This is a genomic window from Pantoea sp. Lu_F5_004 (assembly GCF_051136245.1).
GTDB classification, from domain to species: Bacteria; Pseudomonadota; Gammaproteobacteria; order Enterobacterales; family Enterobacteriaceae; genus Pantoea; species Pantoea agglomerans.
The window spans coordinates 3,066,749-3,090,181 of sequence record NZ_CP194946.1; the positions used below are offsets into that span (position 1 = coordinate 3,066,749).

20 protein-coding genes are annotated in these 23,433 nt (G+C 54.6%); 5 read left to right on the forward strand and 15 right to left on the reverse strand.

The window, feature by feature from the left end; all coding sequences use genetic code 11:
- Window positions 1–14: 14 nt before the first annotated feature.
- The 5 genes from amtB to ACR8BN_RS14385 form a co-directional block, all read right to left on the reverse strand.
- Entirely contained in the window at window positions 15–1,301 is a 1,287-nt protein-coding gene (amtB, locus tag ACR8BN_RS14365; protein WP_010255877.1) for an ammonium transporter AmtB, read from the reverse strand.
- A 34-nt stretch (window positions 1,302–1,335) separates the two neighbouring features.
- Window positions 1,336–1,674 carry a P-II family nitrogen regulator gene (gene glnK / locus ACR8BN_RS14370; RefSeq protein ID WP_003850469.1) on the reverse strand — a complete coding sequence of 113 codons (339 nt, stop codon included), beginning with the start codon at window positions 1,672–1,674 and terminating at the stop codon, window positions 1,336–1,338.
- Window positions 1,675–1,931: 257 nt separating this feature from the next.
- On the reverse strand, window positions 1,932–3,707 hold the full coding sequence (locus tag ACR8BN_RS14375; RefSeq protein ID WP_010671215.1) for a SmdB family multidrug efflux ABC transporter permease/ATP-binding protein: 1,776 nt from the start codon (window positions 3,705–3,707) through the stop codon (window positions 1,932–1,934).
- Window positions 3,700–5,469 carry a SmdA family multidrug ABC transporter permease/ATP-binding protein gene (locus ACR8BN_RS14380; RefSeq protein WP_434747049.1) on the reverse strand — a complete coding sequence of 590 codons (1,770 nt, stop codon included), beginning with the start codon at window positions 5,467–5,469 and terminating at the stop codon, window positions 3,700–3,702. The genes ACR8BN_RS14375 and ACR8BN_RS14380 overlap by 8 nt, the downstream gene beginning before the upstream one ends.
- A 24-nt stretch (window positions 5,470–5,493) precedes the next feature.
- A complete protein-coding gene (locus ACR8BN_RS14385; protein ID WP_031592177.1) occupies window positions 5,494–5,955 on the reverse strand; it encodes an Lrp/AsnC family transcriptional regulator in 462 nt (153 codons plus the stop codon).
- A 117-nt stretch (window positions 5,956–6,072) separates the two neighbouring features.
- On the opposite strand from ACR8BN_RS14385, the gene ACR8BN_RS14390 reads away from it, so the two are divergent.
- Window positions 6,073–7,107 carry a PLP-dependent cysteine synthase family protein gene (locus tag ACR8BN_RS14390; protein ID WP_010255863.1) on the forward strand — a complete coding sequence of 345 codons (1,035 nt, stop codon included), beginning with the start codon at window positions 6,073–6,075 and terminating at the stop codon, window positions 7,105–7,107.
- A 34-nt stretch (window positions 7,108–7,141) separates the two neighbouring features.
- On the opposite strand, the gene cof is transcribed toward ACR8BN_RS14390, so the two are convergent.
- Window positions 7,142–7,963 (reverse strand): HMP-PP phosphatase, encoded by an 822-nt coding sequence (cof, locus tag ACR8BN_RS14395; protein ID WP_434747050.1) that lies wholly within the window; start codon window positions 7,961–7,963, stop codon window positions 7,142–7,144.
- A gap of 92 nt (window positions 7,964–8,055) precedes the next feature.
- Here cof and ACR8BN_RS14400 point away from each other — a divergent pair, with 92 nt between their 5' ends.
- Together ACR8BN_RS14400 and queC are read left to right on the forward strand one after the other, a co-directional pair.
- Window positions 8,056–9,774, forward strand: a complete 1,719-nt coding sequence (locus ACR8BN_RS14400; RefSeq protein ID WP_434747051.1) for an SgrR family transcriptional regulator — start codon at window positions 8,056–8,058, stop codon at window positions 9,772–9,774.
- 41 nt (window positions 9,775–9,815) lie between these two features.
- Window positions 9,816–10,511: a 7-cyano-7-deazaguanine synthase QueC gene (gene queC / locus ACR8BN_RS14405; protein ID WP_031592184.1), complete on the forward strand. Its 696-nt coding sequence runs from the start codon at window positions 9,816–9,818 to the stop codon at window positions 10,509–10,511.
- 50 nt (window positions 10,512–10,561) lie between these two features.
- Here the strand turns inward: queC and ACR8BN_RS14410 are convergent, their stop codons facing one another.
- The 9 genes from ACR8BN_RS14410 to bolA form a co-directional block, all read right to left on the reverse strand.
- Window positions 10,562–10,960, reverse strand: coding sequence for a YbgC/FadM family acyl-CoA thioesterase (locus ACR8BN_RS14410; RefSeq protein WP_010671209.1), 399 nt, complete (start codon window positions 10,958–10,960; stop codon window positions 10,562–10,564).
- Window positions 10,961–11,060: 100 nt separating this feature from the next.
- The gene (locus ACR8BN_RS14415) at window positions 11,061–11,414 is read right to left on the reverse strand and encodes a ComEA family DNA-binding protein (protein WP_010255849.1); all 354 of its coding nucleotides are present in this window, start codon (window positions 11,412–11,414) and stop codon (window positions 11,061–11,063) included.
- Window positions 11,415–11,554: 140 nt separating this feature from the next.
- Window positions 11,555–13,423: a peptidylprolyl isomerase gene (gene ppiD, locus ACR8BN_RS14420; RefSeq protein ID WP_039388316.1), complete on the reverse strand. Its 1,869-nt coding sequence runs from the start codon at window positions 13,421–13,423 to the stop codon at window positions 11,555–11,557.
- A 247-nt stretch (window positions 13,424–13,670) separates the two neighbouring features.
- Window positions 13,671–13,943, reverse strand: a complete 273-nt coding sequence (gene hupB / locus ACR8BN_RS14425; protein WP_009091701.1) for a nucleoid-associated protein HU-beta — start codon at window positions 13,941–13,943, stop codon at window positions 13,671–13,673.
- 214 nt (window positions 13,944–14,157) lie between these two features.
- On the reverse strand, window positions 14,158–16,512 hold the full coding sequence (gene lon / locus ACR8BN_RS14430; protein WP_010255415.1) for an endopeptidase La: 2,355 nt from the start codon (window positions 16,510–16,512) through the stop codon (window positions 14,158–14,160).
- A gap of 186 nt (window positions 16,513–16,698) precedes the next feature.
- On the reverse strand, window positions 16,699–17,970 hold the full coding sequence (clpX, locus tag ACR8BN_RS14435; protein ID WP_010671205.1) for an ATP-dependent protease ATP-binding subunit ClpX: 1,272 nt from the start codon (window positions 17,968–17,970) through the stop codon (window positions 16,699–16,701).
- 134 nt (window positions 17,971–18,104) lie between these two features.
- On the reverse strand, window positions 18,105–18,728 hold the full coding sequence (gene clpP, locus ACR8BN_RS14440) for an ATP-dependent Clp endopeptidase proteolytic subunit ClpP (protein WP_010255410.1): 624 nt from the start codon (window positions 18,726–18,728) through the stop codon (window positions 18,105–18,107).
- A 336-nt stretch (window positions 18,729–19,064) separates the two neighbouring features.
- Window positions 19,065–20,369: a trigger factor gene (tig, locus tag ACR8BN_RS14445; RefSeq protein WP_010255408.1), complete on the reverse strand. Its 1,305-nt coding sequence runs from the start codon at window positions 20,367–20,369 to the stop codon at window positions 19,065–19,067.
- A 293-nt stretch (window positions 20,370–20,662) separates the two neighbouring features.
- Complete coding sequence (gene bolA / locus ACR8BN_RS14450) at window positions 20,663–20,977, reverse strand: transcriptional regulator BolA (RefSeq protein ID WP_008924895.1); 315 nt, start codon at window positions 20,975–20,977, stop codon at window positions 20,663–20,665.
- Window positions 20,978–21,263: 286 nt separating this feature from the next.
- Between bolA and ACR8BN_RS14455 the strand changes: the two genes are divergently transcribed.
- Both ACR8BN_RS14455 and ampG read left to right on the forward strand, forming a co-directional pair.
- On the forward strand, window positions 21,264–21,842 hold the full coding sequence (locus tag ACR8BN_RS14455; RefSeq protein ID WP_010255406.1) for a lipoprotein: 579 nt from the start codon (window positions 21,264–21,266) through the stop codon (window positions 21,840–21,842).
- A 57-nt stretch (window positions 21,843–21,899) separates the two neighbouring features.
- Window positions 21,900–23,390, forward strand: coding sequence for a muropeptide MFS transporter AmpG (gene ampG, locus ACR8BN_RS14460; protein WP_425028629.1), 1,491 nt, complete (start codon window positions 21,900–21,902; stop codon window positions 23,388–23,390).
- Window positions 23,391–23,433 lie beyond the last annotated feature (43 nt).

Below are 23,433 nucleotides of genomic sequence, written 5' to 3' on the forward strand. Positions count from 1 at the left end.
TCAGTGCCCATCCATTACTGGTTGTAAGCATTCTCGCCGTGGCTGTTTACATCCAGACCTTCACGCTCATGTTCTTCCGGAACGCGCAGACCGACAATCAAATCAGCCAGCTTGAAGCCGATGAAGGCGACAACGCCCGACCAGACGATAGTCAGGCCCACGCTGAAGAGCTGTACCCAGACCTGATGGCCCATGGTGACACCCTCTGCGTAGCCTACGCCGCCCAGTGATGAGGAGGCAAACACGCCAGTCAGGATACAGCCGACAATGCCGCACACGCCATGCACGCCGAACACATCGCAGGGATCATCCACGCGCAGCCATTTTTTCAGGGTGGTCACGCCCCACAGTCCCGCCAGTCCGCCGACCAGGCCGATGATTAATGCACCGCCGACGCCGACATAACCACAGGCAGGCGTAATCGCTACCAGCCCGGCAATAAAGCCTGAACAGGCACCCAGCAGCGAAGGCTTACCACGTACCGCCCACTCGCCAAAGGTCCATGACAACACGGCGCCCGCTGTTGCGACAACGGTGTTGAGGAAGGCCAGCGCCGCGATTTCGTTTGCTGCAGAAGCAGAACCGGCGTTGAAGCCGAACCAGCCGACATACAGAATGGCGGTGCCGGTGAATACCATGGGCAGGTTGTGTGGTTTGAAGGCCTCTTTACCAAAGCCGGCACGTTTGCCCACCAGATAAGCGCCCACCAGACCGGCGACAGCGGCGTTAATATGCACCACGGTGCCGCCAGCAAAGTCCAGCGCGCCATCCTGTGCCAGGAAACCGCCAGCCCACACCATGTGCGCGATAGGCAGGTAAGCCAGGGTCAGCCAGACGCCGACAAAAATCAGTACGGCAGAGAAACGGATGCGTTCTGCGATAGCACCGACAATCAGGCCCACCGTGATACAGGCAAACGAGGCCTGGAACGCGACGTGAATATATTGATAAAAGCTGCCCATGACGGCGGTCAGCTGAATGTTTTTCAGCATCACCCAGTTAAAGCTGCCAAAGAATGCGTTGCCTTCACTGAACGCCAGTGAATAGCCGTAAACCATCCACAATACGCAGACCAGTGAGAAGGTGACGGCAACCTGGGTCAGCATCGACAGCACGTTTTTACCGCGAATCAAACCACCGTAAAACAGCGCGATACCTGGAATTGACATAAACAGCACCAGCGCGGTGCAAATCATCATAAATGCGTTATCAGCCTTGTCCGCAACGGCAGGCGCAGCCATCGCGAGTGAGGGTAACAGTGCCAGGCTGGTGAGGCCCAACTTAGCGAAAATTTTATTCATTTTTATTCCATCCCATCACAGTACTGAGTCTTTATTACAGAGCGGCTTCGTCGGTCTCGCCGGTACGAATACGGATGACGCGCTGCAGTTCAGCTACGAAAATTTTACCGTCGCCAATTTTGCCGGTGTAAGCCGCTTTACTGATGACATCCACCACTTCGTCTAACTGATCGTCGGCAATAGCGATATCAATTTTGACCTTAGGCAGGAAGTTCACGCTGTACTCTGCGCCACGATAAAGCTCTGCATGGCCCTTCTGACGGCCAAAACCTTTCACTTCGGAGACGGTCAGTCCCTGAATGCCGATAGAGGATAAAGCTTCACGTACATCCTCCAGCTTGAATGGCTTAATTACGACGGTAACCAGCTTCATTGGATCCCCTCCAGCGAGTAAATAGGTAACGTTTACGGACACGCAGGTATATAAGCAAAGCCTGTGCCAGAGTGTGAAAATGTCGGTAATCCATTGTTCAGGCGAGACGCGGCAAGGGATGCTTTAAAGAGGATGGGAAACAGAGAGGCCGTACAGGGGAAATTGCAGCGGAGGACTGCACTCCTTTGGTGCTTCAGGCGTCAAAGGAGTGCATTTATACAGATTAATCTGATAAAGGTGCGCAAAAAAGGTGCAAGTCAGCCTTCAGTTGTTACAGCGACGCCCGATACTAGATCTTCACCTGCCTGCTGCAGCTGATACATCTGCCAGTAACGTCCCTGCATCGCCAGCAGTTGCTGATGCGTACCCTGCTCAACCACACGACCACGATGCAGCACCAGAATCTTGTCTGCTTCAATAATCGTTGAGAGGCGGTGAGCAATCACCACCAGCGTGCTGTGCTGGCGCAGCGTCTCTAGCGTCTGCTGAATGGCCTGCTCGGTGCCGGAGTCGATATTGGCCGTCGCTTCGTCGAGGATCAGTATCTGCGGCAGATCAACCAGCACCCGGGCCAGTGCCAGCAGCTGCTTCTGTCCGACCGACAGATTGTTGCCCTGCTCGCCCAGCCGGGTATGAATCCCCTCCGGCAACGCATGCGCCAGCGGAGCCAGCTGCACCTGTTCCAGCACCGTCCAGACGGCCTCTTCGCTGATGTCGCGTCCCAGCCGCACATTCGCCAGCAGCGTATCGGCCAGCACCACCGGATCCTGTTGCACCATCGCAATACCGCGCCGCAGCACGGCATGGCTCAGGTCGCTGATGGGTCGATCATCAATGCGGATCTCGCCGCGCGTCACCGGGTAGTAACCCATTAACAGGTTCGCCAGCGTGCTTTTACCGCTGCCGGTATGTCCCACCAGCGCCACAAACTCGCGTGGGGCAACCTCAAGGTTGATATCACTGAGCACATCGCGGTTTTCACGGTAGGCAAAACTCAGATTGTTCAGGGTGATACGACCTGAAGCCAGCGGTTGCTGATCGGCACCATACTGCTGCTGTGCGGCATCCATCAGTTCGAAAATACGCTCACCTGAAACCACTGCCTGCTGCAGCATCGATTGCTGAGTGGTCAGCTCAATCAGCGGCTCATTCAGACGCCCCAGATAGGTAATAAAGGCATAGAGTACCCCCACTTCAAACACGCCAGGCATCGAGAAACTAAACAGGATTAGCAGCCCGCACAACACCATCGCTGAAAACAGGCTCAACAGCGGACGCAGCAGAAAGCCATCCAGACGCAGCGTTTCCATTCGCGCCAGATAGTGAGAGCGACTCGCTTCGCCCATTCGCTCACCAAATCGCGCCTGCTGACGAAACTGCTGGATCACGCTCATGCCGCTGATGACTTCGTTAAAGCCATTATTGATGTCTGCCAGATAGCTGCGAACCCGACGGGCAATGGGCGTGCTGTAACGCTGATAGATGAACATCACCACCAGTACCAGCGGGAAGATCATCATCGCCACCAGCGCCATGCGCCAGTCAAGGCTGAACATCGCCACCATCATGGCGCCGACCAGTGCGGCACTACGCAGCACGGTTGAAACCACCGTGACGTAGAGATCGCGGATCACTTCGGTGTCGTTAGTCACGCGTGAAATAATCTGCCCGACCGGCTGGGTATCAAAGGCACTCAGCGGCTGACAGAGTGCGGCATTCATCACGTCACTGCGTAACCGCTGTACCACGCCGATAGCGGCTCGGTTAAACAACAGCGCCTGCCAGTAGTGCAGCCCGGCGGCCAGCAGCTGAAGCAGGATAAAACTGACCACCAGTCCTGCGACCACTCCCCAGGGCATCTGATGTTTCGCCACCAGGTTGTCGATAAAATAGCTGACCAGAACCGGTCCGGTCACTTCCGCCGCGGCAGCGATCCACAGCATCCCTACCGCCAGTGACAGGGATTTACGCCACGGCTTACCGTAGCTCAGCAGACGCTTCAGGGTAGGCCACAAGCGTGCAGACTTAGCCATGCGGCACTCCTTTCTCATTTTCATCATCATCCAGCGCCGCTTCCAGTTGCTGGTAACGGTACATGTCCCGATACCAGCCAGCACTGCTGGTCAGCGCGTCGTGGTCACCCCGCTGCGCTACTCTGCCCTGCTGCAGGACCAGGATTTCACTGGCTTCCGTCAGTGCCGATAAGCGGTGCGCGCTGATTATCAGCGTGCGTCCCTGCCCCCAGATGCGCAGGTTATGCAGGATTTCGTGTTCGGTACGGCCATCCACCGCGGAAAGCGCGTCGTCCAGAATCAGGATTTCCGCATTCAGCAGCAGCGCCCGGGCAATCGAAAGACGCTGCTTCTGTCCACCCGACAGCATCACACCACGCTCCCCGACTTCCGTTTCATAGCCCTGCGGCAGACGCAGGATATCGTCATGAACGCAGGCCAGCGTGGCGGCATGCTCAATCTCCTGCTGAGTTGCGCCCGGTTTCCCCAGCGCAATATTGTTCGCCACGCTGTCTGAGAACAGGAACGGTGTCTGGCTGACCACGGCCAGACGGCTGCGCCAGCTGTCCAGCCGCAACTGCGGCAGCGGGATCTGGTGATAACGGATGTCGCCCTGCTGAATATCAAAGTGGCGCTGTATCAGGCTAAGCAGCGTACTTTTGCCACTGCCGGTTGGCCCGCACAGCCCCAGCATCTCGCCGGGTTTCAGCTGGAAGCTGACATCGCTTAAGACCGGACCCACGCTGGCCGGATAGTGGAAGGCGCGAATCGCGACCTGCAGCGTGCCCGGTTCAGATGGCAGTGACTTATCGCCATCTTCCACCGCTGGTGCTTCCGCCAGCAGCGCGCCGATGCGGCTCCAGGCGGCGCTGCCGCGTTCAACAATATTAAACATCCATGCCAGCGCCAGCATCGGCCAGATCATCAGGCCGAGATACATCACAAAGCTGGTGAGCTGCCCCAGCGTCATCTCTCCATGCCAGACCAGCCAGCTGCCGCCACCAATCGCCAGCAGGTTTGAGAAGCCGATAGCGATATAGATAGTGGGATCGAAACGGGCATCGACCCGCGCCACGCGCAGGTTTTTTTCACCGGTATCGCGGGCGATATCGGAAAATTGCTGCGACTGATGCTGTTCAAGGCCAAAAGATTTAATCATCCGGATGCTGGTCAGGCTCTCCTGCGTCTGATCGTTGAGGCTGGAGAAGGCGGCCTGTGCCAGCTTAAAGCGATGGTGCAGTTGATTACCGTAGCGATGGATCACGATGGCCATAATGGGCATCGGCACCAGCGCAAGCAGCGTCAACTGCCAGCTGATCTGCGTGCTCATTACCAGCAGCACCACGCAGCCCATGACCAGCGAGTCGACCAGCGTCAGAACCCCTTCCCCGGCAGCAAACACTACCCGATCCACGTCGTTGGTGGCGCGCGCAATCAGGTCGCCGGTGCGGTGACGCAGATAAAATGCCGGTTGCTGACGACTCAGCTGGCGATAGAAATCTTCGCGCAGTTCAACCGCCAGCTGGTAGGAGGCACCAAACAGCAGCACACGCCAGACATAGCGCAGCAGATAGACCACCACCGCCGTTGCCAGCATGATCCCAATCCACATCATGATGCGGCTGGTGCTCATGTTGTCACGCGTCACGCCATCGACAATCACCCCGACCACATGCGGCGGCAGCAGCTGCAGAATAGCAATAACAATCAGCAGGAGGACCGCGCCCAGATAGCGCCGCCACTCCCGCAGAAAATACCAACTTAATTGACTGAATAATCGCACAACGCTGCTCTCAATCTCAGGCCCTCAGGGGGCGACAGGTAAAGCCGTGGTGTATTTAATCTCTTCCATGGCGAAGCTGGATGTCACATCAATCAGGCCGGGCACCCCATTCACTACTCGCTTGTAGAAAGCATCATAGCTTTTCATGTCGGCCACCTGAATGCGCAGCAGGTAATCATACTCGCCTGCCATACGATAAAAGGCCATTACCTCCGGCATGCTGCTCACCACCGAGACAAATGCCTGATACCAGTCGCGGCTGTGCTGCTGCGTTTTAACAAACATAAACGCCGTCAGTGACAGTCCGATTTTATCTCCATCCAGCAGCGCCACCCGTGCGCGAATAATGCCATCATCTTCAAGCTTTTTCAGGCGCTTCCAGCAGGGTGTGGTGGTGAGGTTGACGGCATCCGCCAGCGCCTGTAGCGACAGCGTGCAGTCATGCTGCAGCAGTGAGAGCAATTTAAGGTCAGTTTTATCTAACATTCGCGGCTCCAGGAGAATCATTTTCTCCATTACCGCCATTTTAGCGGTAATTGTGCAATCTCTTTTTCCTGCACGTGCCATAAAATAGCCGCATCACTTTTTTACCGGACGCCTGAGATGCACACCTGCTGGATTCGCCACGCTATCAACGAAATTAACGCTGATTTTCAACGATCGGCTGAGACCCATTTGATCCGTTTCGATCTGGCGGACTTTCCCGGCATCTGGTTCTATCTGAAAGATGAAAGTACCCATCCCAGTGGCAGTCTTAAACACCGGCTGGCACGATCCCTGTTCCTCTACGGCCTCTCCAACGGCTGGATTAAACAGGATACGCCGATTATCGAAGCCTCGTCAGGCAGCACTGCCGTTTCTGAGGCGTATTTCGCAAGGCTGCTGGGTCTGCCCTTTATTGCGGTGATGCCGGCGAGCACGGCGAAGCGTAAAATTGAGCAGATCACTTTTTATGGCGGACAGTGCCATTTTGTTGAAGATCCCTGCCAGCTCTATGCTGAATCTGAACGGCTGGCGCGGGAGCTCAATGGCCATTTTATGGATCAGTTTACCTATGCTGAACGTGCCACCGACTGGCGCGGCAATAACAATATTGCAGAGAGCATTTTCCGTCAGATGGAGCATGAGCCTTATCCGATTCCCCATACGATAATCATGAGTGCGGGCACGGGCGGCACCTCAGCCACGCTGGGCCGCTATATCCGTTATCAGGGACTGGAAACCAAACTGCTGGTGGTTGATCCGCAGCATTCGGTGTTTTTTGATTACTGGCAGCAGCGTGATGCCACCCTGACCAGCGCGCGCGGCAGCATGATCGAAGGAATTGGCCGTCCGCGAGTGGAGCCATCGTTTATGCCTGACGTGATCGACGAAATGATCAAAGTGCCGGATGGTGCAACGCTGGCCGCCATGCTGAAACTGGAAAAGATTCTGGGACGCAAGCCTGGCGCCTCTACCGGCACCAATTTCTGGGGCATGATGCAGGTGGCAAAACGCTTACGGGCAGCGAATCAGCAGGGAGCACTGGTGACACTGCTGTGCGACAGCGGCGAACGTTATCCTGATAGCTACTATCAGCCTGAATGGGTGGCAAAGCATATTGGCGATATCACGCCGTGGCAGCGCGAGCTGGAATAAAAAACCGGACATCCTGTCCGGTTCACGGCAATCCTCAGCATTCGGGGGAATACGCGAGGTCGGGTGTTGCCAGCCAGTGATTTAAATAGTGAGACACCGCCTGTGTCTCGCAATGCCCTAATACCGGCAGATGCGGTAGCGCGGCTTTCAGCTGCGCCATCGCATTGCCCATGATGAAACCCTGTCCGGCCTGCGCCAGCATCTCGCGATCGTTCATCGCATCACCAAACGCCATACACTCCGCCATGGTCAGCGACAGATGGTCACATAACAGTGCCAGCGCGCTGCCTTTATTGCAGCTGGCGGGTAACACCTCCAGACAATCCACGGCAGAGAAGCAGATGTTAGCCTGCTCGCCCAGTGCGGCATCCAGCTCTGTTTTTAGCTGACAGAGGCGCTGATGCTGATCGATAAAACAGATTTTTGTCACCTGATGCGCGGGCAACCTTTTAAGATCGCACAGCTGATAGCCAAATCCGCTGATCTGATGGGCCACCAGCAGTTCAGGCTGTGGGTGATCGGTAAACCACCCCTGATCGTTGAAAACATGCATGGTGGCGGCCGAATCCCAGCGGCGGTGGATCACCTCTTCGGCGAACGCAGAGGGCAGATCACGCGCAAAGAGCAGATTGCCCTGCCTGTCGTGTACACGAGTGCCATTACCGGTAATCAGCCACGCGGGCAGTGTCATTTTTTCCCGTAAGATCTGCATCTCCAGCAGATGGCGGCCCGTCGCCAGCGCCAGATTAATGCCACGCAGATGCAACGCCTGCAGGCTATCCAGCGTCTGCTGACCCAGCTGATGATCCGGCAGCAATAATGTGCCATCCATATCGAACGCGGCTAAACGCACCATGATTTACCTCCTGCTGAAAGATGAACTCCACTATTGCCTGTTAATTGCGGAACTAATAGTGAATACTTTTAAAAAACTGTTCCGGGTTTAACATGCGCCAGCTTAACCGTCTTAATCAGTTTCAGCGTCTGTGGCAGCAGAGCCAGGGTGCCCCACAGCAAACCTGCGTGGCGGAGATGGCCCGCCACTGTATCTGCAGCGAGCGTCATCTGCGCACGTTGCTGTCACAGTGGCAGCATGCAGGCTGGCTCAGCTGGCGCGGCGAGCCAGGCCGTGGCAAACAGGGACAGATAGTGTTTCTGCGCTCACCTGAACAATTACGTCAGCAGTTGCTGCAACAACAGCTCGACGCCGGAGACGCAGCTGAGGCCTTGCAACTGCTGGATCTGCCGCAGGAAAGATTGATCAATATGCTGCGGCCATTAATGGGTGGACAGTGGCAGAACGATACGCCGGTTCTGCGCATCCCCTACTATCGCCCGATGGAGAGCACCGAGCCGCGCCAGATTACCGGTCGGGCCGAACAGCACCTGGCCCGCCAGATCTATTCCGGTCTGACCCGTTTTGAGCAGGATGAGCCGGTCGGCGATCTGGCGCATCACTGGCAACACGACGAGGCGTCATCTGGCTGGTTATTCTGGTTACGGCCTCAGCTGATGTGGCACAACGACGAGCCTCTGCAGGCGGCACAACTGGTGGCGCAGTTCCGCCAGCTGTTGCGGGATACGCGCGTCAGTATGTTACTGGCCGATGTGCTCAGCGTGGATGCGCCCCATCCGCTTGCGGTGCGTTTCGTACTGCGACGCCCTGATTTCTGGCTGCCACATCGGCTCGCCCACCTGTTGTGCCTGCTGCCCCATCCCATCGATCCCGCCACGGGCAGCGGGCCGTGGAAACTCAGGCACTTCAGCGCCGAGCTGGTCAGGATTGAAAGTCACGCGCGCTGGCATCTGCAGCGTCCTCTGCTGCAGGCGGTGGAGTACTGGATTACTCCTCAGCTGTTTGATCCCGCTCTCGGCAGCAGCTGTCGTCATCCGGTGCAGATTGCGATAGGGGATGCCACAGAGCTCAGGACGCTGCAACCGGTCAGCAGCAGTATCAGCCTCGGCTTCTGTTATCTGGTCTGCCGACCACGAGCCGGATTTACCCCTGATCAGGCGCGCACGCTTTTCCAGTTGATCCAGCAAAGCGGCATTGTCAGCCGGTTGCCACTGGATGAGGGACTCATCACTCCCAGCAAAGAGCTATTACCTGGCTGGAGCGTGCCGCTGATTGATGCTGTCACGGTTCCCTTACCGGCGACCCTGACGCTGCATTATCAGTTGCCGGTTGAGCTGCATCAAATGTCACAGGCGCTGGTTGCACTGTTAAAACAGCATGGCTGCACCCTGAAGGTGGTTTTTCATCCGGTAAAAAACTGGCACGGCATCGACCCGCTTGATGAGGCGGATATCGTGATGGGCGACAGACTGATTGGTGATGCGCCGGTCTTTACGCTGGCCAGCTGGTTGCAGACTGACCCGCTATGGCGGCCGCTGTGGCCCACACTGCAGGGCGAAGAGATTCAGGCGCAACTGCTGGCTATCCAGCAAATTGCTGACGACGAAACGCGTGCCCGCTCGCTGCATCAGCTTTATCATCAGCTGATGACGGGCGGCATCCTGCTGCCACTGTTCAATTATCGCTATCAAATCTACGCGCCGCCGGGCGTTGAAGGGATTGAACTGAATGCGCTGGGCTGGTTCGATTTCAGCCGCGCATGGATTCCGCCGCCCATTGATCCGCCATGCAGCTGTTCAGCGGCGGACTGAGGCATTACCATAAGCGCAAAATTAATTATCAGGAAAACACCATGAAACGCGCTGTTGTAGTTTTCAGCGGTGGACAAGACTCCACTACCTGCCTGATTCAGGCCTTAGAGCAATATGATGATGTTCATTGCGTCACTTTCGACTATGGACAACGCCATCGGGAAGAGATCGATGTGGCCCGCGACCTGGCGATTAAACTGGGCGCACGTGCGCACAAAGTGCTGGATGTCACCATGCTGAACGAACTCGCCGTCAGCAGCCTGACGCGGGATAACATTCCGGTGCCGGCTTATAATCCCGAGGCCAGTGGATTACCCAGTACGTTTGTGCCGGGTCGCAATATTCTCTTTCTGACGCTGGCCTCGGTTTACGCTTATCAGGTCGAAGCGGAAGCGGTGATCACTGGCGTCTGTGAGACCGATTTCTCCGGCTATCCCGATTGTCGCGATGAGTTTGTCAAAGCGCTGAACCATGCGGTGTCGCTTGGCATGGCGCGCGATGTTCGTTTTGAGACGCCGCTGATGTGGCTCAATAAAGCGGAAACCTGGGCGCTGGCGGATTACTGGCAGCAGCTTGCGCTGGTACGCGAGCAGACGCTGACCTGCTATAACGGCGTAAAAGGTGACGGATGTGGTGAGTGTGCAGCCTGTCATTTACGGGCCAATGGCCTGCAGGGTTATCTCAACGATCGTGCTGGCGTAATGGCAGCAATGAAAGCAAAAAGCGGTCTTAACTAAGACTGTCTGACGTGGCGGCAGAGAATCTGGTTTGCCGCCTTTTTATCGGCTCATGCCATCAGACGCATCAGTCGCTCGCGTAACTCCCCTTCCAGCGCAACCGCCTTCTGAGTCCGCAAATCAATACAGACAAAAGTGAGTGCGGCATCCGCCACCACGGTCTCCTGACCTGCAAGTAAAACCCGCTGCGCAATAATGCCGCTTTTGCCATTCAACTGCGTGATCTCACTGTCGATAGTCAGTACGTCGCCCAGTACGGCCGGGCGACGGTAGTTGATGTTGATGTTTACCACCACAAAAGCCAGTTTCTGCTCCTGCAACCAGTGGAATGCTTCCACCTCTTCCAGCCACTCCCAGCGCGCCTCCTCCAGAAACTCAAGATAGCGCGCATTATTGACGTGCTGATAGACATCCAGATGATAGCCGCGCACTTTTATGGTGGTCTGCATGGTCATGCTCTCCTGCTGCTGTGAATTAACTGGTTGGACCTGTTCACTTTAGCAGAGTCGCCTGTCTATCGTGGGTTAAGCATCACAGATGTGTACTGCTTCACAATTTCAGCCGGGCCGCATTTCGCTCTATCAGCGCATTGCCGATTCCCGGCACTTCACTGAGTTGCTGAATCGCGCTAAATGGTCCGTACTGTTCGCGATAGCTCACAATCGCCTGCGCCTTTTTCAGCCCCACCCCATTCATAACGGCAGAGAGCTGTTCGGCTGTCGCTTCATTGATGCTGACCTGCTCCTGCTGTGGCTGCGCGGCGGCTTCCGGCTTCGACGCAGGGTGTGAGCTCTGCGTGACGGCTGCGCTGACAGGTTCAGGTGCCGCAGAGACGCTGCTGTGACAGAGTGCGCCGCCCAGCGCGAGTGAAAGATAGAAGGCAACGAGTTTAGGTTTAGCCATGCTGTGTTTCTCCTTGTGTGTAAACAGCAGCGACAGAGTGGCACTACTGCACGCAAGGCTCAAAAGCGGGATTTCAGAAATGGAAAAGGCCGCGAATGCGGCCTTTGATTGTTACAGTCGTTGCGCAGTTTCTGCGAGGCTTACTGCATTTGTGCGGCAGCGCCGTACTTAATTTTGGCCTCTTTACGCAGGTTTTGCAGTAACGCTTCAAACGCCAGTTGCGCATTATTCTGCGTGACGCCTTTGACCATTTCGTCAATCTGCGCCTGCGGCATGCTGCCGGTTTTAACTTTATCAACCGCCACCAGTACCACATTGCCCTGCATATCTTCGCTGACACCCCAGGAAGGTTTATTTTCCGCAGGCTGAGGCAGGTTAAAGGCAGTCTGTGCCACCGGATCCTGCGCATTGCGATCAACGGTCTTGCTGGCGCTCAGCGTCAGACCTGCGGCAGTCAGCGCATCCTGCTTACCGGCTTTGAGATCGGCCAGCAGTTTATCGGCCTGAGCTTTCGCCTGCTGCGTCGCTTTATCATGCTTAAGCGTGTCAGTGATCTGCGCCTTAACCTGCTCAAGCGGTTTTACCGCTTCCGGTTTATGCTCACTGATACGCAGCACAAAGGCACGATCGCCATCGACAGTGATGATATCGGAGTTGTTGCCCGGCGCGCCGTTTTGCCCGACCAGACCCCCGTTAAAGATCGCCTGCTTCACCGCATCGAAGTTAAGCTCATCTGGCAGCGAATCCTGACTGAACCAGCCAGTCTCTTTCGCTTTCAGACCAGAAGCCTGCTCTGCACCCGCCAGTGACTCATTGTCATTGCTGGCCGCTTCGCTGACTTTCTGTTGCACTTTGTAGAAGGCATCAACGCCCTTCTCCTGCTTCACTTTCGCTGCAATGGCGCTGCGCACTTCATCCAGTGGCTTAACCTGCTCTGGCTGAATATCGTCAAGACGAACCACCAGGAAGCCCACTGAAGATTTGATGACGCCTGACATCTGGCCTTTCTCAGTCAGACCGGCATTTTTCAGTTCATCCGGAGTCGTAGAGGGCTCAAGCCAGCCCATATCGCCGCCCTTACGCGCAGAGATCGGGTCAATGGATTTGGCTTTTGCCACGTCAGCGAAGCTGGCACCTGCTTTCAGCTGCGCCAGAACCGCATTGGCATCGGCTTCAGTTTTGGTCTGAATGACGCTGTAGCGCGTACGCTGTGGCTGTGAATAGTCCGCTTTATGCTGGTCGTACCAGGCCTGAATATCGGCCTCGCTGGCATCCTGCTGCATGCTGGCCGCATCCATCAGGAGGTAGCTGACACGGAACTGCTCTGGTGCCATAAAACTGGTTTTATGTTGCTGATAATACTGGCTGATTTCGTCGTCAGTAACGGCCTGTTTCGCCGCCAGTGCATTGACGTCCAGCGTCGCCTGTCGAATCTCACGCTGCTGTGAAACCAGGTCCACCAGTTTGCTGGCTTCGCCTTTCAGCGTGAAGTCGGTGTTAGCCACGGCATTGATCAGCTGTTGATTAGAGAGCTGCTTACGCAGCGCTTCGGCATACTGGTCGGCGCTGAAGCCCATATTGCTGATCAGACTCAGATATTTGGCATTGTCGAATTTACCGTTGGTCTGAAAAGCCTGCTGATTGAAGATAGCCTGCTTCACCTGATCGTCGCTGATGCTGAGGTGGAGATCTTTGATGTAGCTATCAAGCAGCGCCTGATCGATTAACTGCGACAGCGCCTGCTGGCGAATCTGCTGCATGTAGCCATCGTTGCTGGCCAGCTGAGAGAACTGATCGCCCAGCATCTGCTGCTGACGACTGCGCTCGCTGTTGAACGCCTGCTCCAGCTGTCCCCGGCTAATCTCCTGGCCGTTAACTTTGGCCGCATAGTCGTTATTGCCGCCAATCAGATAGTTGCCAACGCCCGTCAGCACAAAGGAGAGGATAATCAGCCCCAAAATAATCTTGAGCACGACATGGTTCGACGCCGCGCGTAAATTGTCCATCATGGTATGGCAACACTCCGCTGTAGTGTGAATGTAAAGCTCGGTCGCAATTCGCCATTGGCTGGCGACTCACGCAATTGCTGGCTTGGCTGGCAGTCTCAATCCGGTCCAGGTCCATCTTACGGCCCGATTCTCACCGGTTAAAACAAAAAAGGCACATCTGATTGATGTGCCCGTATGTTACATGAGAACGGGTTAATCGTCCTCTAATCCACTGAAGAAAATGCGTCAATGAATCTATTCGTTGTTATTAATTGACAGCGTCTTTCAATGCTTTACCAGCACGGAAGCCTGGCACTTTACCGGCCGGGATGGTGATCTCTTTACCGGTTTGCGGGTTGCGGCCGGTACGTGCAGCGCGGTCACGCACAGAGAATGTGCCGAAACCTACCAGAGCCACTTCATCACCGTCTTTCAGCGCATCTGAAACTGAGCCCATAAATGCATCTAAAACACGTCCCGCTGCAGCTTTAGAAATATCAGCATCGGCAGCAATTTTGTCGATCAATTGTGACTTATTCACTCTCTTCATCCCCTCTTTTATTATTTCACATCGTACCCTGCATCCGGCAGGGTGCGAACGCGCAGCAAGTTATATCAAGCCTGTGGAGCCGAAACAACGGAATTTCTCTGAGAACGTCGCGTCGGCAGCCACCTAAATTAACGGCACAAAAAAAAGCTGGCAAGCGCCAATTGCCTTGCCAGCTCCGCTTTTTAACGGTTTTTGCCGTTAATCACTATTTTGCTGTTACGACCTGCATACCGTATGGCGCATTTTCCAGTGCCAGATTCAGCACCTCTTCAATGCGTTTCACCGGATGGATCTCCAGATCGGCAATCACGTTCTGTGGAATCTCTTCCAGGTCGCGCTTGTTGTCGTCAGGGATCAGCACGGTTTTAATGCCACCACGGTGCGCTGCCAGCAGTTTCTCTTTCAGCCCGCCAATCGGCAGCACCTGACCACGCAGGGTGATCTCACCGGTCATCGCCACATCCGCCCGCACCGGGTTACCGGTCAGACAGGAGACCAACGCAGTACACATGGCGATACCGGCACTTGGACCATCTTTCGGCGTAGCGCCTTCAGGTACGTGAACGTGAATATCACGTTTTTCGTAGAAGTCACCATTGATGCCAAGCTTCTCGGCACGGGCACGCACCACGGTAAGCGCAGCCTGAATCGACTCCTGCATCACTTCACCCAGAGAACCGGTGTAAGTCAGCTTGCCTTTACCGGGTACGCAGGCGGTTTCGATGGTCAGCAGATCGCCACCCACTTCGGTCCACGCCAGACCCGTTACCTGACCCACACGGTTTTCGCTGTCCGCACGACCGTAGTCGAAGCGCTGAACCCCCAGGAAATCCTTGAGGTTTTCGCCATTGATGGTGATGTGCTTTTTCGTCTTGTCCATCAGCAGTGATTTCACCGCTTTACGGCACAATTTCGACAGCTCACGCTCAAGGCTACGCACACCGGCTTCACGGGTGTAGTAACGGATAATGCCCACAATCGCGCTGTCTTCAACCGTAATTTCATTGGCTTTCAGGGCGTTGCGCTCAATCTGTTTGGTCAGCAGATGCTGCTTAGCGATGTTCAGTTTTTCATCTTCGGTGTAACCCGACAGACGAATCACTTCCATACGGTCCAGCAGCGGTGCCGGGATGTTCATTGAGTTCGATGTAGCAACGAACATCACATCAGAAAGGTCATAGTCGACTTCCAGATAGTGGTCGTTGAACGCAATGTTCTGCTCAGGATCAAGCACTTCCAGCAGCGCTGAAGCCGGATCGCCGCGCATGTCAGATGACATTTTGTCGATTTCATCCAGCAGGAACAGTGGGTTTTTAACCCCGACTTTCGCCATTTTCTGGATTAATTTACCCGGCATAGAGCCGATGTAAGTACGACGGTGACCGCGGATTTCAGCTTCATCACGCACGCCACCCAGCGCCATACGCACATATTTGCGTCCGGTCGCTTTGGCGATCGACTGACCGAGAGAGGTTTTACCTACCCCTGGCGGTCCGACCAGGCACAGAATCGGCCCTTTGATTTTGCTGACGCGACTCTGAACCGCAAGATACTCAAGAATACGATCCTTCACGCGCTCCAGCCCGTAATGGTCGGTATCCAGCGTCTCCTGCGCTTTACGCAGATCTTTCTTCACTTTGCTGCGCGCGTTCCACGGAACCTGAACCATCCAGTCGATATAGCCGCGAACCACAGTCGCTTCAGCGGACATCGGGGACATCATTTTCAGCTTCTGCAGCTCAGCTTCCGCTTTCTCGCGCGCTTCTTCCGGCATTTTTGCCGCATCGATTTTGCGTTTTAACGCTTCGTACTCGTCGGGCGCGTCGTCCATCTCGCCCAGCTCTTTCTGAATCGCCTTCATCTGCTCATTCAGATAGTACTCGCGCTGGCTCTTCTCCATCTGCTTCTTAACACGGTTGCGAATACGCTTCTCAACCTGCAGCAGATCGATTTCAGATTCCATCATCGCCATCAGATATTCCAGACGTTCGTTGACGTCGGACATCTCCAGCACAGACTGTTTGTCTGCCAGCTTCAGTGGCATATGTGCTGCGACGGTGTCGGCAAGGCGGGCCGCATCGTCAATGTTGTTCAGCGAGGTTAAAACCTCGGGTGGGATCTTTTTGTTGAGTTTGATGTAGCCTTCAAACTGATTGATCGCCGTACGCACCAGCACTTCCTGCTCGCGCTCTTCGATCTCTGGCGAAACCAGATATTCAGCTTGTGCCACAAAATGGTCACCGTTATCGGCTAGCGTCGTAATGTGGGCGCGCTGTAAACCTTCGACCAGGACTTTGACGGTGCCATCCGGCAGTTTCAGCATTTGTAATACTGATGCAACGGTCCCTACTGAGAAGAGATCGTTAATGCCAGGTTCATCCGTTGAAGCCTCTTTCTGTGCGACCAGCATGATTTTTTTATCATGATCCATTGCGGCTTCAAGGCACCGAATTGATTTTTCCCGGCCAACAAACAACGGAATTACCATGTGCGGATAAACCACCACGTCGCGCAGCGGCAACACGGGGATTTCAATGCGTTCAGAACGCTCAGGATTCATAGAGCTCTCTCTTTGTTTAATGTCCGCCAGGTGATGGGAACCGCATCAGGCAGGTATGCAGTTAAACCCACAGGTATCTGAGTATATGGGGATGATTGTCCGACATTCAACGTCACAGAGGCGAGAAAAGCAAAAGGGGAAACATTTTCCCCTTTTTTATTACTACAGGATGGACGATCTGTTTAATTATTCGCCAGATGCCTGGGCTTCATGCTTGCCGTAGATCAACATGGGCTCAGACTGACCTTCAATAACTGATTCATCAATCACTACTTTTTCCACGTCATCCATGGAAGGCAGGTCATACATCGTTTCCAGCAACGCGCCTTCTACAATTGAACGCAGACCACGTGCACCGGTTTTACGTGACATCGCTTTCTTAGCAATGGCGGTTAACGCCTCGTCACGGAACTCCAGCTCAACGCCTTCCAGGTTAAACAGCGCCTGGTACTGTTTGGTCAGGGCGTTCTTCGGCTCACGCAGAATCTGAATCAGCGCTTCTTCGCTCAGCTCGCTCAGGGTCGCAACAACAGGCAGACGACCGATAAACTCAGGGATCAGACCAAATTTGATCAAATCTTCTGGTTCACACTGCGCAAGCAGTTCGCCTTCGCTGGCTTTCTGCGATTTCCCTTTTACGGTCGCGCCGAAGCCGATACCGGATCCGGTTTCCACACGCTGGGCGATCACTTTATCCAGACCGGCAAATGCGCCGCCGCAGATAAACAGAATTTTAGAGGTATCAACCTGCAAAAATTCCTGCTGCGGATGCTTACGTCCACCCTGCGGAGGAACGGCAGCCACGGTGCCTTCAATCAGTTTAAGCAGTGCCTGCTGTACGCCTTCGCCTGACACGTCACGGGTAATCGACGGGTTATCAGACTTACGTGAGATCTTGTCGATTTCATCGATGTAAACGATGCCGCGCTGTGCTTTCTGTACGTCGTAGTCGCATTTCTGCAGCAGTTTCTGGATGATGTTTTCAACATCTTCACCCACGTAACCGGCTTCAGTCAGCGTGGTGGCATCAGCCATGGTGAACGGCACATCCAGCAGACGTGCCAGCGTTTCTGCCAGCAGCGTTTTACCACTACCGGTCGGGCCAATCAGCAGAATGTTGCTTTTGCCCAGCTCGATACCATTGCTGGTATCGCCGTTGCGCAGACGCTTGTAGTGGTTGTAAACCGCAACCGCCAGCACTTTCTTCGCTCTTTCCTGACCGATGACATAATCATCGAGGTGATGGCGAATTTCATGTGGGGTTGGCAACGCACTACGTTCACGATGCGGGGCAACTTCTTTAATCTCTTCGCGAATGATGTCGTTGCACAGGTCAACACACTCATCGCAGATATACACTGACGGCCCGGCAATCAGCTTTCGCACTTCATGCTGGCTTTTGCCGCAAAAAGAGCAGTACAGCAACTTTCCTGAACCGTCTTTGCGCTTATCTGTCATCAGTTAACCTCTTCTTGTTCTCAGGCCATACCCGCGTACGGCTCAGGCCGTGCAGAGACGGCCGAAATTCATTCAACCCATAATAGTACCGTTGTCCTGTTAACTATAGACCAGGGACAACGGTAAGTCGGGTCTTATTGGCGATGCGTCAGAATTGAATCGACTAATCCATACTCTACCGCTTCATTTGCAGAGAGGAAACGGTCACGCTCGGTGTCACGCTCAATTTCTTCCAGCGTTTTACCGGTGTGCTCAGCCATCAGCTCATTCATACGCTGCTTAACTTTCAGGATTTCGCGCGCATGGATCTCAATGTCTGACGCCTGACCCTGATAACCGCCCAGCGGCTGGTGGATCATCACACGTGAGTTCGGCAGACAGAAACGTTTGCCTTTGGTGCCCGCCGTCAGCAGGAAAGCGCCCATAGAACAGGCCTGACCCATACAGATAGTGCTGACATCCGGTTTGATAAATTTCATGGTGTCGTAAATCGACATACCGGCCGTGATCACACCGCCTGGCGAGTTAATGTAGAGATAGATATCTTTTTCCGGGTTTTCAGCTTCCAGAAACAGCATCTGCGCCACAATCAGATTAGCCATGTGGTCTTCGACCTGGCCGGTCAGGAAAATGACGCGCTCTTTAAGCAGACGGGAGTAAATGTCGTAAGAACGCTCACCACGCGAAGTTTGTTCAACCACCATTGGCACCAGCGCATTGTGCGGTGCTGTATATTCACGATCGCCACTGTATGACATTACCGTCTCCTGGATAAATTTCATTGGCAACATTCTGTACCGATTCTACGTAAGACGCGCGGGAAACTCCACGCCGCGCCTTTTTCCGACACCTTCAGGACGGTTAATCAGCCAGCCTCACTCTCATTTCTGCATACTCCCTGTATCTGGGGATGCTGCACGCATGTTTCAAGCATAACAATCTTTTCCCTGTTCGCTAACCCGGAAAAAGCGATGCGTGAATAATTCGCCTGTTTATTAAACAAATAGCGGCGAAGTGTGGCTATCCGGACGCAAAACACAAAAAAGCCCGCGACTTTTCAGTCACGGGCTTAGCACAGACGGTTAAATGCGTGATCAGGCCTGAGCGGTCTGATTCATCAGATCCTGGAAGTTGGTCTCTTTCTCGGTCACTTTAGCTTTCGCCAGGACCGCTTCAACCGCTTGCTCTTCCAGCGCAACGTTGCGCATATTGTTCATCAGCTCATTATTCTTGCTGTAGAACTCGATGACTTCCTGCGGATCTTCATACGCAGAAGCCATCTCTTCGATCATGGTGCTTACGCGTGCTTCGTCAGCTTTCAGCTCGTGGGTACGAATCACTTCGCCCAGCAGCAGACCGACAACAACACGGCGTTTAGCCTGCTCTTCAAACAGTTCGCGTGGCAGTTCCAGCGCCTGCTGTTCGTTGCCACCGAAACGCTGTGCAGCCTGACGGCGCAGAACGTCGATTTCGCTGTCAACCAGCGCAGCTGGCACGTCGATTTCGTTCGCTTCAACCAGACCGTCGATTGCCTGAGTTTTGATGCGATTACGGATCGCGCCTTTCAGCTCGCGATCCATGTTCTTACGCACTTCAGTACGCAGACCGGCAACTGAACCATCTTCAACGCCGAAACGTTTGATGAACTCTTCAGTCAGCTCTGGCAGTTCGCGCGTTTCAACTTTCTTCAGCACGATCTCGAACTTCGCATCTTTCCCTTTCAGGTTTTCTGCGTGGTAGTCGTCCGGGAATTTCACGTCGATAGTGAAAGTTTCGCCCGCTTTGTGACCCACAACGCCTTCTTCAAAGCCTGGGATCATGCGGCCCTGGCCCATGGCCAGAACGAAATCAGAGGCTTTGCCGCCTTCGAACTCTTCACCGTCCACAGAACCGTTGAAATCGATAGTGGCACGATCTTCCGGACCTGCAGCAGCGTCGCTTTCGATCCAGTTGGCCTGCTGCTTGCGCAGGGTGTCCAGCATGGTATCAACGTCAGCATCAGTTACTTCAACGACAGGTTTTTCGACTTCGATGTTTTCCAGGCCTTTCAGCTCAACTTCCGGATAGACTTCGAATTCAACCGCGTAGGTGAAATCCTGACCTTCTTTGTATTCGCCTGGCACGTAATTAGGTGCGCCAGCCGGATTAATTTTTTCTTTGATGATGGCGTCAACAAAGTTGCGCGTCATCAGCTCGCCCAGCACGTCCTGACGGACAGAAGCGCCGTAACGCTGTGCCACGATGTTCATCGGCACTTTGCCTTTACGGAAACCATCGATGCGAACTTTCCTGGCAACGTCAACCAGTTCTTTTTTTACAGCGCTTTCGATGCTGTCAGCAGCGACAGTAATCGTAATGCGACGGCCCAGGCCCTGAGTGGTTTCTACAGAAACTTGCATCTTGTTACCTCAAAAAATCACGTGCTCGGTCAACTTCAGACACCACACATAGTGAAATGCGCCGTATCCAACAACCGGGACGGCTTCCGTGAAGAGAACCTGATCCCTGTTACCAGAAGCGTCCCGAAGACATTCCGGAAAAATAGACGCAGCATTATAGCGGCATCGCTGGAATGAGTCGAGGATGCTAACTCACCACTTTTCAGCAGGTTTGCTGCTTTTTTGAGCCAGGGATCGCGTTTTTCGCTAAATAACAGAAAAAACGGCCCGCAGGCCGTTTCAGAGAAAGGAGATCAGGCGAGTGTTCCGGCACCACGACAGTTAGGCGAAGCCAGTACGGTATCCTGCAATCCTTCCCACTCTTTCAGGGTATAAGTATGCAGGGCAAGGGCATGTACGCTGCCCGCTAACTCAGCGGCCAGTTCGCCATAAATCAGGCGATGACGCGCCAGAAAGCGCTGGCCTGCAAAGCAGTCGCTGACAATAACCACTTTGAAGTGACTTTCCGATCCGGCAGGAACGTTGTGCCGGTAACTTTCGTCATGCACTTCCAGATGAGCTGGCTGAAACGCCACACGCAGCTTTTCTTCTATTTGTTCCCGGATCATGGCTATTACTCCTCAATGGCGAGCGCAGTGCCCCATCTCATTCAATCTTAGTCGCTTTTAGTGCGCTTACCCGCAAGCGTACGCTAAATATTGCATTTTATGTCAGACCGCTTCCGGCACGCATAATAACGCAGCTGAAACGAACAGCAAACCGACCTGTCAGAGAAGGGGCTTAAAACGGTTTCAGACACAATTTCCCCGGCAACAGGGCTTTTTTCACTGCCGGGCAATGCTATGATGACCGCAGTTTTTGCAAACCAACCCCCTGACACCAACGAGAAAAAGTATGTTGAAAAAACTGTTATTCCCACTGTTGGCTGCGTTCATTTTAGCCGGCTGTGCAACCAGCAATAATACCCTGACTATCCAGCCTAAAATTCAGTTACCGCAGCAGGACCCAGGCCTGATGGGCGTGACTGTCAGCATCAACGGTGCCGATCAGCGTAAAGATCAGGCGCTGGCAAAAGTAAACCGCGATGGTCAGTTAGTGACCTTAACGTCATCGCGCGACCTGCGTTTCCTGCTGCAGGAAGTGCTGGAGAAGCAGATGACGGCACGCGGCTATATGATTGGTCCTAATGGCGCGGTCGATCTGCAGATTGTGGTGAACAACCTTTATGCCGACGTCACTCAGGGCAATGTGCGCTACAGCATCACCACCAAAGCGGACATCTCTATTATCGCAACAGCGAAAAACGGCAACAAACAGGTTAAAAACTACCGTCAGACTTACAGCGTAGAAGGCGCGTTCAACGCCAATAACCAGAAGATTACCAACGCGGTGAACGCCACTATGAGCGATGTGATCGCGGATATGGCTCAGGACACCAGCGTCAACGACTTCATCAAGCAGAACGCCCGTTAATTCAGTCTCTCCTCTGCCCTGCCTTGCGCAGGGCTTTTTGTTATCTGCAGGATCCGCATGAACCACTATCTTCGCCTCTTCAGCCAGAAAAACGCCGCCGTATTGCTGCTTCTAGGTTTTGCTTCCGGACTGCCGCTGGCCCTGACGTCGGGCACGTTGCAGGCGTGGATGACGGTGGAAAATGTCGACCTGAAAACCATCGGCTTCTTTTCGCTGGTCGGCCAGGCCTATGTCTTTAAGTTTCTCTGGTCACCGATGATGGACCGCTATACGCCGCCGTTTCTGGGCCGGCGTCGCGGCTGGTTACTGGTCAGTCAGTTGGCGCTGGTTGGCGGGATAATCGCGATGGGATTTCTGCAACCGGGACGCGATCTTACCCTGATGGCCGCGCTGGCCGTGCTGATTGCCTTCTGCTCCGCCTCACAGGACATCGTTTTTGACGCATGGAAAACGGACATCCTGCCGCCTGAAGAGCGTGGCAGCGGCGCGGCGATTACCGTGCTGGGTTATCGACTGGCGATGCTGATTTCCGGCGGGCTGGCGTTGTGGCTGGCTGACCGCTATCTCGGCTGGCAGGCAACCTACTGGCTGATGGCGCTGATGATGGTGCCGGGCATTATCGCCACGCTGGTGGCGAGCGAGCCAGATACCCGTATCTCCACACCCCATTCACTGCGTCAGGCGGTGGTCGATCCGCTAAAAGATTTCTTTCAGCGCAACAACGCCTGGCTGCTGATTACCCTGATTATTCTTTACAAGCTGGGCGATGCATTCGCCGCCTCGCTGACCACCACCTTTTTGATTCGCGGCGTGGGCTTCAACGCCGGTGACGTTGGTCTGGTCAACAAGACGCTGGGTCTGCTGGCGACCATTATCGGCGCGCTCTATGGCGGCGTACTGATGCAGCGTCTGAGCCTGTTCCGGGCGCTAATGATTTTCGGTCTGCTGCAGGCTGTCTCAAACTTTGGTTACTGGCTGCTGGCGGTGACCGACAAACAGTTGTGGAGCATGGCCAGCGCGGTCTTTGTTGAAAATCTCTGTGGCGGCATGGGCACCGCGGCCTTTGTGGCGCTGTTAATGACGCTGTGCAATAAATCGTTTTCCGCTACCCAGTTCGCCCTGTTGTCGGCGCTCTCAGCGGTTGGTCGGGTCTATGTGGGCCCGGCGGCGGGCTGGCTGGTGGAACTCTGGGGCTGGCCGACCTTTTATGCTTTCACGGTGATGGCGGGTCTGCCAGGCCTGGTGCTGCTGGCTTTTTGCCGACAAACATTGAATCAGGTCGAGCAAAGTGGCAATTTTCTGACACGTAGCTACTATCCTCAAGGCTATCGCTGGACTAATCGTCTGTTTGCAGCCGGATGCGGCGTGCTGACACTCTGGCTGGTGGCTCTGGCACTGAATGCGTTGGGCGTGACGGCGCTGACGCCGCTGCTTACCCGCCTGTTTGAGCTGGGTATGACACTCTCCCTGCTGGCGGTGCTTTCGGGAGTGTGGCTGGACTATCGGGCGCTGAAGAGAACCCCTGCGTTGCCTGCACCAGATGCTTAAGTGAAATCGATAGGTTTACGGGCTGCGGCTTATTTTATGACAC